The organism is Oscillibacter sp. CU971 (assembly GCF_905219725.1).
Taxonomy (GTDB): Bacteria; Bacillota; Clostridia; order Oscillospirales; family Oscillospiraceae; genus Oscillibacter.
Map to the genome: position 1 here is coordinate 1 of NZ_CAJMXG010000062.1, position 14,310 is coordinate 14,310.

Consider the following 14,310-nt stretch of genomic DNA (forward strand, 5'->3'; position numbering starts at 1 on the left):
GGCGTGATGGGATAGATGGCCGCTACCTCCGTGAAGGCGTAGGCCACATGGGCGGCGGCGGTATTGCCGTCCATGACGACGTATTTTTTATTCATATTGGAAGCGCTCCTTACTTATACGTAATTGCAGACCCGGGCAATGGCCATTTCCGTGAAGCCCAGGGCCTCCGCCTTCGTCTGGCGGCCGCAGGCCACCTGCCGCACCAGCTCATAGAGCTCGCCGCCCAGCTCCTCCAGGGTCTTCTCCCCATAAATCAGGGGGGAGGCGTCCAGGTCGATGTTGTCCTCCATCTTGGCGAAGGTCAGCTTGTTCCCGGTGATTTTCACCACGGGGACAATGGGGTTGCCCGTGGGAGATCCACGGCCGCTGGAAAAGACCACCACCTGGGCTCCCCCCGCCGCCATGGCGGCAACAGAGGAGGGGTCGTTGCCCGGGGTGTCCATAATGACCAGGCCGCTCTTGGCTTCCACCTGCTTGGCGTAGTCATAGACCGCCATAACGGGGCTGTGGCCCCCCTTGTGGATGCAGCCCAGGGATTTTTCCTCCAGGGTGGTGATGCCGCCGGCCTTGTTGCCGGGAGAGGGATTGCCCTCCCGGACCNCCTCCCCCACCAGCCGCAGGGCCTTCTCATAGCGCCGGACAATCTCCAGAATGCGGTCGTGGANCTCCGGCGTGGCGGCCCGCTNCGCCAGAATGNGCTNCGCGCCGATAAACTCGGTGGTCTCGCTCAAAATGGAGCAGCCGCCGTCCTTCACCAGCCGGTCGCTGAGCTCCCCAATGACGGGGTTGGCCGCGAGGCCGCTGGTGGGGTCGCTGCCGCCGCACTCCGTGCCCACGATCAGCTCCGACATGGGGAACTCCTTCTTTTGCAGCAGCGACGCCTCCGCCGCNATCTCCTTGGCATAGNGCACGGCGATGTCCACCGCCTTCAAGGTGCCGCCCACCTCTTGGATAATGACCTGCTTGAGGGGCTTGTTGGTCCGCTCCTGAATGGCCTTGACCACCAGGTCCATCTGGCAGTTCTCGCAGCCCAGGGACACCACCACGGTGCCGTAGACGTTGGGGTTGGCGGCGTCGCCCGCCATCACGTCCATGGTCAGCTGCTGGTCGGACTCCACCTGGGAGCAGCCCTGCTGGTTGTTGAAGGTCACCGCGCCGTTGACCTGCTGGGCAACGATCCGGGTGGTGTCGGAGGCGCAGACGCTGGCGGGCAGGATCAAAACGTAATTGCGGACGCCCACCCGGCCGTCGGGCCGTTTATAGCCATAGAATGTCATTCGATTCCCTCCTCAAACATTGGTGGAGTGGCTTTCCACGTTGTGGACGTGGACATGCTGCCCGGCCCGGATGGCTGTGACGGCGGAGCCGATGTGCTGGCCGTATTNCACCACCGGCTCCCCCTGGGGGATGTCCCGGCAGGCCANCTTGTGGTAAATGGTGATGTCCTCCAGGGCGGTGAGGCTGCGGGTCTCCCCGCCGCAGTCGTACTCCACCGGGCTGTCCTTGGCGATAGGCTCGATGGCGACCACGACGTTGTCGGCGGGATCGATGAGCATTGCGTTCAGCATATGGTTTCACTCCTTAACCTGCGGACTGCGCCGCAAAATAATAACGATTTCGAAGGATCACAGCGGAATCACCAGCGCGCCGATGAGCGCCAGCAGGAAAATGAACACGGAGGAGATGAAGGAACCCAGGGTATAGGTTTTCAGTCCGCCGGTGATGGTGAGGCCCGACATGTTGGTCGCCACCCAGAAGCCGGAGTCGTTCACATGGCCGATGGAGTTGCCGCCGGAGAGGCAGGCCAGGGCCAGCCACACGGGGTGGCAGGCGATGGCGGGGGCCACGGTGGCCATGATGGTCATGGAGGTCATGCCCGCCACAGTGCCGGAGCCCTGGGCCACGCGGAAGATCATGCCGATCAGGTAGCACAGGAACATNGCGGGGACCACGGAGCTGGCCCCGGTGCTGAGCAGGGAGACAATGGAGTCCCCGATGCCCGTGGCGGCGATGACGGAGGAGAAGCTGCCGCCCGCGCCGGTAATCAGCAGCACCACGCCGGCGCTCTTCAGGGCCTCGCCGGCGGACTTTTCGAAGTTCTCCCGGCCGATGAACTTGATACTCACCAGATACGCGCCCAGGGTGCCCAGCAGCATGGCGATGACCTTTTCGCCAAGAAACCGGCAGATGACGGGGGNCTNCTCAAACAGGGCGCTTCCCACGGTGCCCGCCAGGATGCAGACGATGGGAATGATGATGGGCAGCAGGCTCATGGCGAAGGAGGGCCGGGGTCGGTCAGCTGCGGCGTCCTTCTTGGCGGACTCCAGCAGCTCCGTCACCACGTTGGAGCTGTGGTTGACATCCTTCTCCTCGTTCCAGATGCCCCGGTCGTGGATTTTGATGAACACGAAGTCGCTGAGCAGCACCGTGATTAGGCCCACCACCAGGCCCACGCCCATCATGATGCCCAGGTCAAAGCCAAAGATGTCCGCCGCGGCCAGGGGATTCGGCGTGGGGGGCACCACGCAGTGGGCGNTGGTGGCGCCGATGGTCAGGCAGCCGGTGACATAGCACATTTTCTTGTTGATCTTGGCGGCGATGGTGAGGCCGATGGGAATCAGAATCACAAAGGTCACGTCGAAGAACACAGGGACGGACAGGACGAAGCCCGCCAGGGAGATGGCCCACATGGCCCGCTTCTCCGGGAAGGCGGAGACAATCTTATCGGCGATCACGCCTGCGGCCCCGCTGTCGTTCAGCAACTGGCCCAGGATCACGCCGAAGCCGATGGGAAGGCCGATGCCGGTCATCATATTGCCGAAACCGGAGGAGATGGTGGATACGGTGTCCATCAGGCCAAGGCCGCTCATACCCCCCATGTACAGGCAGGCCAGCACCATTCCGATGGAGGCATTGAGTTTTAAGACGATGATGCATACCAGGATGATGGCGATGGCGATCACCAGGTGCAGAATCAGCATAGCGGGTGTAACCATAAATCGTTCTCCTTTTCAACTAAACGAGTACGGATGTCAGACAAATTTTTCGGCTGGCGCGGAGGGTCCGCCCGGGGCGGCGGGGCCTTAAAACAGATTCCCCTCGCTGTCGAAGGGCAGGTCGTAGAGGTCCGTGAGAATCTCAATGTTGGGGTTGGCTTTCGCCTGGGGCAGCAGGCCCTCGGAAATCTCGATCTCGCCGATATGGGCCGTGTTGGGAATGCGGATCAGCTTCATATGCTCATGGTCCTCCGCCTCCGGACAGCACATCAGGGCCAGCTGGAGGGCCTCCCGGTCGTTGTCCATAATCATGGGAATCTTCATCAGGTGCAAAAAGGTATTGGTCACGCCGGTAGGATAGGTCATCTCCAGCTTCATCCGGTTCACCAGCCGCCGGGTGGTCANCTCNGCCAAGCCGATGCCCTGGGCGTTGCCGTGGGTCTCGTCGGTAATATCCAGGACGACCACCTTTTCCGCGTCAATGCCGCCGGAGCAGTACTGGGGCAGGACGAAGCGGCCGGAGATGTTGGGGTCCATGCCGTCGCCGGAGATGTTCTTCCCGATTTTGTCCACCACCAGCACGTCGCACTTGTCAAAGAGGAGCTTGGCGATGGTCCGGTAGGAGATTTCCTTCAGCTTGGGCTCCTCGTCGATGATCTCCTGGGGGGTGAGGCCCTTGATGAGGTATGTGTCGTCATAGGCGTTTTCAACGACAGCGATGCCGCCCAGCACGGGGCAGTTCTCCAGAATGGTCCGGCCGTATTCCTCCACCAGCTCGTGCATGATGGCGGGGCTCTGGTGGTGAATGGACTCCGCCCCCTTCTGCTTGCCAAGGCCGATGGCCATCATCTTCATTAAGCCGCTCTCATAGGGCCCCCGGAAGGAGGTGTGGGGCTTGATGCGGNTGAAGAGCAGGATGCCGTCGGCCTCGCTGGCGTTCTTGTCCACGAAGACCGGCTGCTTCCGCACGCCGGAGAGGCCCGCCTGCACCGTTTCCATGGAGCTCTTGACGGGGCAGCCCATGGCCTCCTCCGTGATGCCGTAGTCCCTGAGAATCTGGGTCTGTCCCTCGGCGGTGGCGCCGCCGTGGCTGCCCATGGCGGCCACAATGTAGGGCTCCGCCCCCTTGGACTTGACAAAATCCACCATGGCCCGGGCCATGAGCGCGTTGTTGGTCATGCCCCGGCTGCCGCAGGTGATCGCGNTTTTCATGCCGGGCTTGATTTTCCCGCCCAGGTCCTCCCGGTCCAGCTCCTTTTGGACGGTGGAGGCGATCTCCTCCACCGGGATGCACGTCCGGTCGANGTTCTGCCGGATGCGCACCATTTTGGGAATGGGTTGGTTTTTAATGAGATCGGTAATGGTTTCCATGGAAAGACTCCTCTCAGAAGTGTTATAGCCGGGTTATTTTTGTCCCTCCTGCCGCTTGCTCATCCGCCAGAGGGTGGTCCGGCTAACACCCAGCTCCCGGGCAATCTCCTGTTTGGTCTTGCCCGGCTGGGAAACCGGGAACGCCGCTGGCAGAGGGGTAGGGGCGGGGTCTGGAACGCCGGAGGGCGCGCCGGAAAAGCTGTGGAGCTCGTTCAGGTCCTCCACCGTCACATCCGCCGCGTCGGACAGGACCACCAGCCGCTCGCAGATGTTGCGCAGTTCCCGGACGTTGCCGGGCCAGGCATAGCGGCANAGCAGNNTCTGGGCTTCCGGGGTCAGCTTGGGGACCTGCTTGCCAAGGCCCGCCGCCAAAATGCGGAGCTGGCCTTCCATCAGGGGAATCACGTCGTCCGGCCGCTCCCGCAGGGGCGGAATGGAGATCTCCAGGGCGTTGAGCCGGTACAAAAGGTCGCTTCGGAATTTTCCCAGGGCAATCTGCTCCCGAATGTTGACGTTGGTGGCGGCGATGACCCGCACGTCGATGGGGATGACCGACGCGCTGCCGATGCGGCGGATCTCCTTTTCCTGAAGGACCCGCAGCAGCTTGGCCTGGAGGGCCACGGGAATTTCCCCGATCTCGTCCAAGAAGATGGTTCCCCGGTGGGCCAGCTCAAAAAGGCCCATCCGCCCCTCCCGGGACGCGCCGGAGAAGGAACCGGGCTCATAGCCGAACAGCTCGCTCTCCAGAAGATTTTCCGGCAGCGTGGCGCAGTTGATGGCCACAAAGGGCTGGGACATCCGCCCGCTGGCGGAGTGGATGCTGTGGGCGAACAGCTCCTTGCCGGTGCCGGTCTCCCCGGTAATCAGCACGTNGGAGTCCGCCCGGCTGAACTTTTTGGCAATCTCCACCTTTTTGCGCATTTCTGGATTGACCGCGATGATGCTGCGGAAGGTATACTTGGCGGAGGGGCCCTTTTGAACAAGGCTCTTTCGAATCCGGCGCTCCTCCTGGAGGATCTTAGAGGCGGCGCTGGTGGTGATCAGGGTGCCCGCGCCGGAGTCCTCGCCGGAGATGAGCTTATAGCGGACATAGTACCTCTGGCCGCCGATGGTCACCAGCTTCTCCTCCCCGTCCCGGCAGGGCTCCTCCCGGCTGCCGATAAAGGTCAGCCCCGCGTTCAGCCGCTGGACGGAGCCGCCCCTCCAGCCGGCGATGAAGGCCAGGCCATAGAGCTGATAAGCCTGGTCGTTGGCCTCCAGGATGTGGCCGGTCTCGTCCACCGCCAGTACCGCGTCGTCGCTGTTGTCCAGGATCATGCGGATGATATTGGTTTTCGTCCGCTCGGTATTGATGACCCGGGCGGTGTTCAGCGCCTCCTCGATGGCCCGTTCCAAGGTGGCGGNCCGGATGTGGATATAGGTGCAGGGAAAGCCCTGCTCCCGGCAGATGTTGCTGACGGTGCCTCCGCTGACAATGGCCTCCATGCCGTCCCTGCGGCACGCCTCCACCGCATCATAGGCGCTCTGCTCATCCAGCACCTCGTAGAGCTTCAGCTCCGCCCGGCAGAGCTCGCTGAGTCCCGGGAGCACGGCCTTCAGGCCGTCGTGGTGAAGGCACAGACCGATTTTTTTCGGGTGGAAGGACTCCCGGCACTCCAGCAGGGCGGACAGGATATCCGTCCCGTCGAAGCCCAGGTGGGTGATATGCTTGCCGGGATACAGCCCGCAGAGCATCCGGTANGTAATGCCCNGGGCAATAATGACGTNGTAGTGGTTCAGGTGGTTTAAGATCTCGGGGCTTCCGAAATGGTGAATCGCGTCAATGCGTACCTCGTCGGTCTGTAATCTCCGCAGCAGGTCTCCGATATAGCCCAGCTGGTCCGGGGAGGGCGCGAAAATCACAACATTGACCATACAGTTCTCCTTTACGACAGGTNCGGGCTGCTTCCGCCGGGTTTACGGGAAAGCCGGGCCGCGGGAATAGCGGCCCGGCTGTTGAGGGAGGATTCAGACGCCGGCCTTCCGCCTTCCCACGGGTCAGTTCTTGAAGTATTTTGCGCAGCCGATCAGCTTTCCAACGCTCGCGGCCACAATCAGCCCCATGCCGATCAGGATGCCGCTGTTCAACACCCACAGGGGGTATTTCAGCACGGTGGTAGCCTCTCCGGTGGACAGCTGCGTGCCGACAATGGTGAACAATTGCACCACAAGCAGCGCGGAGATGCCCAGGGCGGCGGCATACTGCTCAATCTTCAAAATCCCAAAGAGCTTCATGTTCCCCTTCTCTTTGGCGCGGTCTTCAATCAGGGTCAGCGAAATGAGGTCATCCGAGAGGAAGGCCAGCGCGGACCCCACGAAAATGCACCACACGAAAAGGAGCTTCAGCATCTCGTCCGCCCAGGGAACGGGGACCTTTAAAATCTCACGNCCAAACACCGCGTAGGTCTCCACCAGAATCATCACAACGCCCAGGCNGCCAAACAGAATCTTCGACCCGTCCAGCAGCTTCTCGGGCAGCGTTTTCACAGAGGATACGTTTTCCATATGGACCTCACTCTTCTACAACGGCGATCACGCGGATCTGGCGTCCGTCCGCGTGNTGGGTGTTCAAGGGCAGGGCAATGAGCTGGCAGTCGGGAGAGCCGATTTCCCACAGGTTGGTGATGTACTCAATCTGGAGAATTTTGCCCTGTTTCAGGACGTGCTCATGAACCGGCTGGGGAATCTCGTCGCNGGGCTTCATGGTGNGGATTTTGCGGATGGCGTAATCCTGGGCGAAGTCGTACCCCACCAGCTTGGGGTGGTAGNTCTTGAGCCAGATGCCGGCGTCCTCCGTCAGATAGGGGGAATTATCCCAGTATTCCGTGGAGGTCCATTCGGCCTTTCTGGCCCGGTCCGTGCGGATCAGCAGGCTGTCAAAGTGCCGGTCCCGGAAGCGCTCGTTGGCCTTTTCCAGCATCTCGGCAGTGATGGCCGTGTTGTCGCCGCAGTCGGAGNAATCCAGCACCAGGCAGTCCGTGATGGCCCAGTCCTGAATGGGATAGGCGTCCAGGGACTCGCCGTTGGGGTCGAAGTGGAGCGGAGCGTCAATGTGCGTGTACCAGTGAGACTCCAGGTTGTAGGACGCGTTCTGCCAGGGGTCCCCGTTCGCGTGGGTTTTGACGGGCGTCACCTTGAACCCGTAGCGCCAATGTTCCTCAATGGGCACGGTCAGATCTACGATTCTTCGCATGTTGCGTCACTCCTTCTTTCTAAAATGGGACTTATTTCTGAATCATGTCCACCAGGTCCGTGCCGTACTGATCGGTGAAGATGGCCCAGGTGGGCATGGCCTTCTGCTTGAACGCGTCCTTATCGGGCTCTTCCACGATTTCGCACTTGTTGTCAATCAGGGTCTGGAGAGCGGCGGCCTGCGCCTCGTCGGTCAGCTCCAGCTGCTTCTGGCGGGCCACGTCGGCGGCCTCCTGAATCAGGGCCTGCTGAGACTCGCTCATCCGGTCCCAGGTGGCCTTGCTCATGCCCATGTAAAGCGGGGTGTACACCGCGTCGGTCAGGGTCACGTAGGGCTGCACCTCGTAGAACTTCCGGGAAACAATCTCGTGGAGGGGGTTGTCCTGGGCGCTGACGGTGCCCTGCTGAAGGGCGGTATAAAGCTCAGAGGCGTCGATGGTGGNGGGCAGGGCGCCCATGGCCTTCCAGGTCTCCACCTGAACCTCGGCGGGGAGCGTGCGCATCTTGATGCCGGACATATCGTCGGGAGTGGAGACGGGGCGGACGTTGTTAGTCAGCTCCCGGAAGCCGTTCTCCCAGAAGGACAGGCCCTTGATGCCCACGGACTCGAATTTGGCGTTGATCGCGTCGGCGGCGGGGCCGTCGGTGGCCGTCCGGGCGCTCTCCAGATCACCGAACAGGAAGGGGAGCTGGAACACCTCAATCTCAGGCACCAGGCCGGAGAAATAGGCCGTGCCCGCCACGCCGATGTCCACGGTGCCCTGCTGCAGGCCCTGAACCATGGAGGTGGCGTCGCCCAGGGCGGTGTCATAGAAGGCCTCGGCCTGGATGGTGCCGTTGGAATAAGCGTTGATATACTCCGCCATCACCGCCAGGGCGCCGCCGGTGGGGGTGTTCTCCGGNAGGGAGCCCGCGAAGAGGCTGATGGTCATGTTATCGCCGGAAACCTCCGCAGACGCGGCGGGTCCCGCCGCGGGCACGTCGCCGGAGGGAGCGGCCGCGCCGCCGTCCTGAGAACCGCCGCCGTTGCCAGAGTCGTTGCCGCCGCCGCAAGCAGCCAGGGTGAGGGCCAGGGCCAGAGTCAGGGTAAACGCCAAAATTTGCTTTTTCATCGTGATAATCTCCTTATATTTAAATTTAGGGAACGCTTACAGGACGCTGGGGAGGAAGGTCACAATGCCGGGGAACAGCACCACCAGCAGCGTGCCGACAAAGATAGCCATCAGAGGGATGGGCAGGTGGGGAATGATTTTATGGACCGGCTGGCCTCCAACACTGGAAGCCACGTACAGATTGATGCCCACCGGAGGCGTAGCAAGGCCGATGCAGAGCACAATCACCATTACCACGCCGAAGTACACCATGTTGATGCCGTAGGCCTGGGCGGTGGGGCAGAAGATGGGGGCGAAAATCAGCAGCGCGGGCACCGCGTCGATGAAGCAGCCCGCCACCAGCAGAATCAGGCAAACCGCGAAGGTGAACACCAGGGGGCTGCTGATGGAGGAGGTAAACATCCGCGCCAGGGTCTGGGGGATGCCCGCCCGGGTGATGACCCAGCCGAATACCTGGGTGGAGGCCACGATCAGCATGATTCCGGCGGCGCTCTTCACGCCGTCAAAGACAATACGGCAGATTTCTTTCGGCTTGATCTCCCGGTAGACGAAAAGCCCAATGACCAGGCAGTAGAAGCAGCAGATCGCGGAAGCCTCCGTAGGCGTTACAAAACCGGAATAGATGCCGCCCAGGATGATCAGCGGCGCCAGCAGCGCGAAGAAGGCCCGGCCGAAGGAACGCAGCGCCTCTCCGGCGTTGAACCGGCTTTTGCCGGTGTAGCCCTTCTTTACACACAGCAGCACCACCACCACAATCAGAACCAGGCCCAAAAGCAGGCCGGGCAGCAGTCCCGCCATCAGCATGTCGCCCACGGACTCGCCGGAGGCCACCGCGTAGAGCACCATCAGAATGCTGGGCGGAATGATGGGTCCAAAAATGCCGCCCATAGCCTGGATCGCGCTGGCAAAGCCCGGGTCATACCCCTCTTCTTCCATGGAGGGGATCATGATGCCGCCCACNGCCGCCGTGGTGGCCGCGCCCGCTCCGGTCATAGCGGCGAAGATCATGCTGGCCACGATGTCCACCACCGCCATGCCGCCGGGGAGCCAGCCCACCAGCTTCTTCGCGAAATCCACGATGCGCCGGGAAATGCCTCCGTTCTGCATCAGGCAGCCCGCGATCACGAAAAACGGAATCGCCATCAGCGTGAAGGAGTCTACACCCTTAAGCATCTGCTGGGCAATGATAATCAGCGGAACCTGGGAGTACAGCACCAGGTACGCCAGCGCGGAAAGACACAGCGCGAAAGCAATGGGAATGCCCAGGAAGAGCAGCAGGAAAAACGCTCCTACCAGAACTACCAAATCCATTCTTGTCACCTCTCCTACATTTTACTATAAAATTTTATATATTTGAAGACGGCGGCCACCGGAACAGGCGCTTCCGGCCCGGCGGCTCCCGGCCGGTTACTGACCCTTCGCCCGTTTTGCCTCCGCCATCTTGGCGGTGGTGCGGACGGCCCGCTCGAAGGAATCGGTGGTGACGCTGGCCTTGCCCACCTTGTCGAAGGCGGTGCCGTGGGCGCAGGTGGCGATGGGATAGGGCTGGCCTCCCGCCACGGTGATGCAGCGCTGGAAGCCCACCAGCTTCAAGGCGATCTGGCCCTGGTCGTGGTACATGGTAACCACCACGTCGAAGTCCCCCGCCAGGGCGCTGATGAAGAGGGTGTCGGCGGAATAGGGGCCGGTGACGTTCCAGCCGGTCTCCTTCACCACCTTTTCAATGGTGGGCCCGATGATGTCCACTTCCTCCCGGCCGCACAGGCCGAACTCGCCGCAGTGGGGGTTCAGGGCCGCCACCGCGATGCGGGGCTTATGGCCCAGGCTCTCGCCGGTGATCTCNCCCAGCTCGATGGCCTCCCGGAGGGTGGTTTCATTGATGATGGAGCTGACCTCGCTGATGGGCACATGGCTNGTGGTCCGGACGGTCATGAGATCGTCCATCATATTGACCTCACAGAAGGGGGTGGTGAGGTTGAACGCGTGGGCCNGATAGGTGTGCTCGCTCTCGTCGTGGAGCCCCGCCATCTTCATGGCGCCCTTGTGGAAGGGGCCGAAGACGAAGCCCTCGATTTTTCCGGCCTTGCNAAGCGCGATGCCGGTATCCNGCTGCCTGAGGTCGCTGGCCCCGCAGTAAGCGTTGGCCTCACCGTAGACCACCTGGGCGGGGTCCTGGTCCTTCAGGTCCAGCACGGGGAAGCCCTTGGACCAATCGNACTCGCTGANATCGCCGACCACGTAGTGGGGCACGTCCCCCCCCACGACCTTCAGCCCGTGCTCGAACATGCGCAGGTCTCCGATGATGACGGGGCGGCAGTAGTCCTTGTAGTAATCCTTCACGGCCAGCATGGCCACCAGCTCCGGGCCAACGCCGGCGGAGTTGCCCAGAAGAACGCCGAGGATAGGCTTTTCACTCATAATCATACCTCCACAAATCACCTTTTATCCGCGAAATATGTCCGGTTTCCGCGAACTCGCTTCGNCAGATAATACAGCAAATTTCGTGCCAAAATTGAAACTTTCACTCCTCCCGCTCTCGGAAAGCTCCCTTTTTGTGAATTGTGTGTGAATAGATTGTCAAGATTTCGGCAAAGTCACCAGGCGGAAACCGACAAGACCGGCGCTGCTTCCAGGGAATGTTCCAGGCAAATTATACAGCATCGGAGAACTTAGGAAAAGCATGAAACGCAATTTGAAACAGTTGAAACATTTTGTTTCACTTGTTTCGGCTGAAACACGCTGCCGCGCTTTTTTGAAACAGGAAACATTTGGATGTTCAGCCCGCCAAGCCGCCGCTTCCGGCAGACAGACCGGCAGGGCCCGCCGCTGCCGCGACAGGCCCTGCCGGTTTCTCCGGGACGCTGAAACGCGGCCGCGTTTCCCGTTTCCCGCAGATATCATTTTTTTGCCCGCCGCCGCGCTCGGCGCAGGCGAAGTCAGACCTCGTGGAGCCAGGTNTAGCGCTCGTCCTCGCAGCGGTCGGTTTGGAGCCAGGGATTGCCCTCCAGGTGCCGGATCATCCAGGTGGTGTACATCTGGAAGCCCGGAGCCACGGCCTGGGGATGCAGCGCCCCGCCGGGGATGGCGGAAAAGCTGTGGTCCACGCTCTTGAACACCTCGTCCCCCACAAAGCTGGCCCCGAACCCCTCGGGCCGGTCAAAAAGGAAGAAGTAGGCCTCCGGCTGGGGATGCCGGTGGGGAAGATACCCGGACCAGTTCCCCCGGTCGTTCAGCACTTCCCCCAGGACCATGTTGGAGCCCGGGCAGATCTCGTGGTCGAAAATGGTGTTGACCCGCCGCTGGGCCACGCCGCCGAACTTGCCCACGCAGGAGTATTTCCANGGGGCGTCCTCCGGACGGCAGAGGCGGCTGGGAAAGCTCTTCTCGTTCNTCGTGCACTGGACCAGGATCTCCGCCCCGGCCTCCGCGGTGACGGCGATTTCCACGCCGCTGGAGGCGTGGACGCACCACGGGCCCTCGGTGAAGNNGTTCCGGCGGCCGGCCTCGGCCCGCTGGGTCTCCCAGGTGAACGCCGCCTTGCNGCGGAGCAGCAGCACCGCGATCTCCNNNCCGGNGCGGCAGAAGCTGCGGGTCTCCCCCGCCTTCATTTGGTAGACCCGCACGTCCATCAGCATGGCGGCGTAGTCCCCGTCGTAAGTGGTAAGGACCATTTCGCCGCGTTCGTCAAACTTGGGATATCCAAATACCTTGCTCATGGTGATACTCCCTTTCGCCATTTAAAATCAGGCCGAAAGCCCCGGCAGTGCCGGGGCCGTTCTGGCGGCTTATATTTTACCAATACTTCTCCANGTGGGCCCNGGTGACCTNGGCGGCCTTCTTGATGTTCTCCTCGCTGGAGAGCTTATAATAGTCGGGCCGGAAGACCTCGATGGTGCAAACGTCCCCCTCGAAGCCGATCTTTTTCAGGGTGTCCGCGAAGCGCTTATGGTCCAGGCAGTCGCCGCTCTCGCCGGGCCAGAGGCGCTTTTCGTCGGTGTTGTAGGACGCGCCGCAGGGCATGTTCTCCGTGCCGTTGAGGTGCCAGACGAAGATTTTCCTGCCGTCGGCCTTTTCCAGGGCGTCCCAGCCGNAGGCNATGGCGTTGAAGTGGAACTGGTCCAGGGTTACTCCCACCAGGGGAGAATCCACGGCCTTCACGATGTCATAGGCGTACTCAAAGCGGTTGATGGACATGGCAGGCGCGCCGCAGAACTCCAGGGACAGCTTGATGCCGTGGGGCTCCACCTTCTTGACCATCTCCTTGAGGACGGCCACGGCGTCGGCCTTGATTTCGTCCACGGTGGCGTGGACCGTCAGATCCATGGAGGGCACGACGACGATCATCTTGCAGTCCAGAANCTCACAGCGGCGGATGATCTCGTCCAGCTGGGCCATGACGGCGTCCTTCTCCGCCTGGGTCTGCTTCATGTTGAAGAAAATCAGGGCGTTGTAGGACAGCATTTTCAGCTTATGGCTCCGGNAGAAGTCNNCCAGCTGCTCCAGGGTGTATTTCCCGGCGGCCAGCTCCCGGTCCAGGCACTCGGACTGGACGTCGATGTAGTCAAAGCCGTATTTCTCGCACAGGGCCAGGTCCTCCAGCACGGAGTGGTTCTCGCAGAAGCGGTTGCAGCCTTCGTTAAATCCGATTTTCATGGCTCGTTCTCCTTATCGTTCCTTAATCGTTCCATAATTGTATACCCGGCGGCAGGGTTTTCCAATTGCGCGGGAACGCCCAGCCGTTTCCGATTGGGCGTCCCGCAGAGAAAAGAAGTATGTAAGCGGGATCTCCCCGTCTTACCTGCCCAAAAGCTCGCTCTGAATGCGNTCCAGCGCCTCGNGGGCCTGTTGATCCATCTTCTCCGGGAAGCCGAAGTAGCTGACGCAGATGATGTGGTCCCCGCCCGCCTTGGGCGCGCCGGGCTTGAGCTGCTTGTTGACAAAGTCCATCTCCCGCAGGGTCTCGAAGATGCCGTCAAAGTCCCCTTCNCCTNCGCCCATGGCGGTGTGCTGGTGGATGGTCACGTCCGCCCGGCCCCGCTGGTTCAGCCAGGGGGGATTCAGGATGTAGCGGCAGTCCTTGGTCTGGTTCCAGGTGTCGGCCAGGAGGACGTGGGTCAGCTCGTCGCCGGCGTTTTTCAGCATGTGGCGTACATCGCCNTTNCCCTNGTCGTAGAAGAAGCCGTGGGAGGCGGAATAGACATAGCCCAGGTTCTTGGAGCGGAAGGACTTCACGATATCGCAGGTCTCGTCGTTCAGCTCGCAGAAGTCGTAGGGATGGGACTGGATTTCCACCCGGAGGCCCTCCCGCTCGATGATGGGCAGCAGTTCCTCCATGGAGCGGAAGAACATGCCNTTGCAGATCTCCTGCTGGTTGGGGTCGCCGGAGAACTCGGTGTTGATAACGGGAACGCCCATGTCCACGGCAATCTGAATCATCCGTTTCCAGTTGGCAACCGCGTGCTGCCTCTGCTCCTCGGTGGGGCCGGACCAGCGGTAGACCACGATGAAGCTGGAGATTTCCACGCCGGTTTCCTTCAGGGCCTTTCGGTACTCCTCCTCGCACTCCTTGGAGAACAGGGGGTGCTTATAGAAGGGGTTGA

General features: G+C 61.5%; 13 protein-coding genes. All 13 read right to left on the bottom strand.

Annotated elements, in window-relative coordinates; translation table 11 throughout:
* Positions 1 to 113 precede the first annotated feature (113 nt).
* Positions 114 to 1,277 carry a UxaA family hydrolase gene (locus JX325_RS06345; RefSeq protein WP_204790315.1) on the bottom strand — a complete coding sequence of 388 codons (1,164 nt, stop codon included), beginning with the start codon at positions 1,275 to 1,277 and terminating at the stop codon, positions 114 to 116.
* Positions 1,278 to 1,289: 12 nt separating this feature from the next.
* Positions 1,290 to 1,568 (bottom strand): UxaA family hydrolase, encoded by a 279-nt coding sequence (locus JX325_RS06350; protein WP_204790316.1) that lies wholly within the window; start codon positions 1,566 to 1,568, stop codon positions 1,290 to 1,292.
* 57 nt (positions 1,569 to 1,625) lie between these two features.
* Positions 1,626 to 2,996 (bottom strand): GntP family permease, encoded by a 1,371-nt coding sequence (locus tag JX325_RS06355; RefSeq protein ID WP_204790317.1) that lies wholly within the window; start codon positions 2,994 to 2,996, stop codon positions 1,626 to 1,628.
* 87 nt (positions 2,997 to 3,083) lie between these two features.
* Positions 3,084 to 4,367: a DUF362 domain-containing protein gene (locus JX325_RS06360; RefSeq protein WP_204790318.1), complete on the bottom strand. Its 1,284-nt coding sequence runs from the start codon at positions 4,365 to 4,367 to the stop codon at positions 3,084 to 3,086.
* A 33-nt stretch (positions 4,368 to 4,400) separates the two neighbouring features.
* On the bottom strand, positions 4,401 to 6,281 hold the full coding sequence (locus JX325_RS06365) for a sigma 54-interacting transcriptional regulator (protein WP_204790319.1): 1,881 nt from the start codon (positions 6,279 to 6,281) through the stop codon (positions 4,401 to 4,403).
* A gap of 123 nt (positions 6,282 to 6,404) precedes the next feature.
* Positions 6,405 to 6,911 (bottom strand): TRAP transporter small permease, encoded by a 507-nt coding sequence (locus JX325_RS06370; protein ID WP_243413956.1) that lies wholly within the window; start codon positions 6,909 to 6,911, stop codon positions 6,405 to 6,407.
* A 7-nt stretch (positions 6,912 to 6,918) separates the two neighbouring features.
* Entirely contained in the window at positions 6,919 to 7,599 is a 681-nt protein-coding gene (locus JX325_RS06375; protein WP_204790320.1) for a cyclase family protein, read from the bottom strand.
* Between the two features lie 31 nt (positions 7,600 to 7,630).
* A complete protein-coding gene (locus tag JX325_RS06380) occupies positions 7,631 to 8,710 on the bottom strand; it encodes a DctP family TRAP transporter solute-binding subunit (protein ID WP_204790321.1) in 1,080 nt (359 codons plus the stop codon).
* 36 nt (positions 8,711 to 8,746) lie between these two features.
* Positions 8,747 to 10,021 carry a TRAP transporter large permease gene (locus JX325_RS06385; RefSeq protein WP_204790322.1) on the bottom strand — a complete coding sequence of 425 codons (1,275 nt, stop codon included), beginning with the start codon at positions 10,019 to 10,021 and terminating at the stop codon, positions 8,747 to 8,749.
* Positions 10,022 to 10,117: 96 nt separating this feature from the next.
* On the bottom strand, positions 10,118 to 11,128 hold the full coding sequence (locus tag JX325_RS06390) for a 4-hydroxythreonine-4-phosphate dehydrogenase PdxA (protein WP_204790323.1): 1,011 nt from the start codon (positions 11,126 to 11,128) through the stop codon (positions 10,118 to 10,120).
* Positions 11,129 to 11,646: 518 nt separating this feature from the next.
* Positions 11,647 to 12,426, bottom strand: a complete 780-nt coding sequence (locus JX325_RS06395) for a 5-deoxy-glucuronate isomerase (protein WP_204790324.1) — start codon at positions 12,424 to 12,426, stop codon at positions 11,647 to 11,649.
* Between the two features lie 76 nt (positions 12,427 to 12,502).
* Positions 12,503 to 13,363 carry a sugar phosphate isomerase/epimerase gene (locus JX325_RS06400; RefSeq protein ID WP_204790325.1) on the bottom strand — a complete coding sequence of 287 codons (861 nt, stop codon included), beginning with the start codon at positions 13,361 to 13,363 and terminating at the stop codon, positions 12,503 to 12,505.
* Positions 13,364 to 13,504: 141 nt separating this feature from the next.
* Positions 13,505 to 14,310 (bottom strand): sugar phosphate isomerase/epimerase family protein (locus tag JX325_RS06405; RefSeq protein WP_204790326.1); only part of this gene is annotated, 806 nt, incomplete at its 5' end.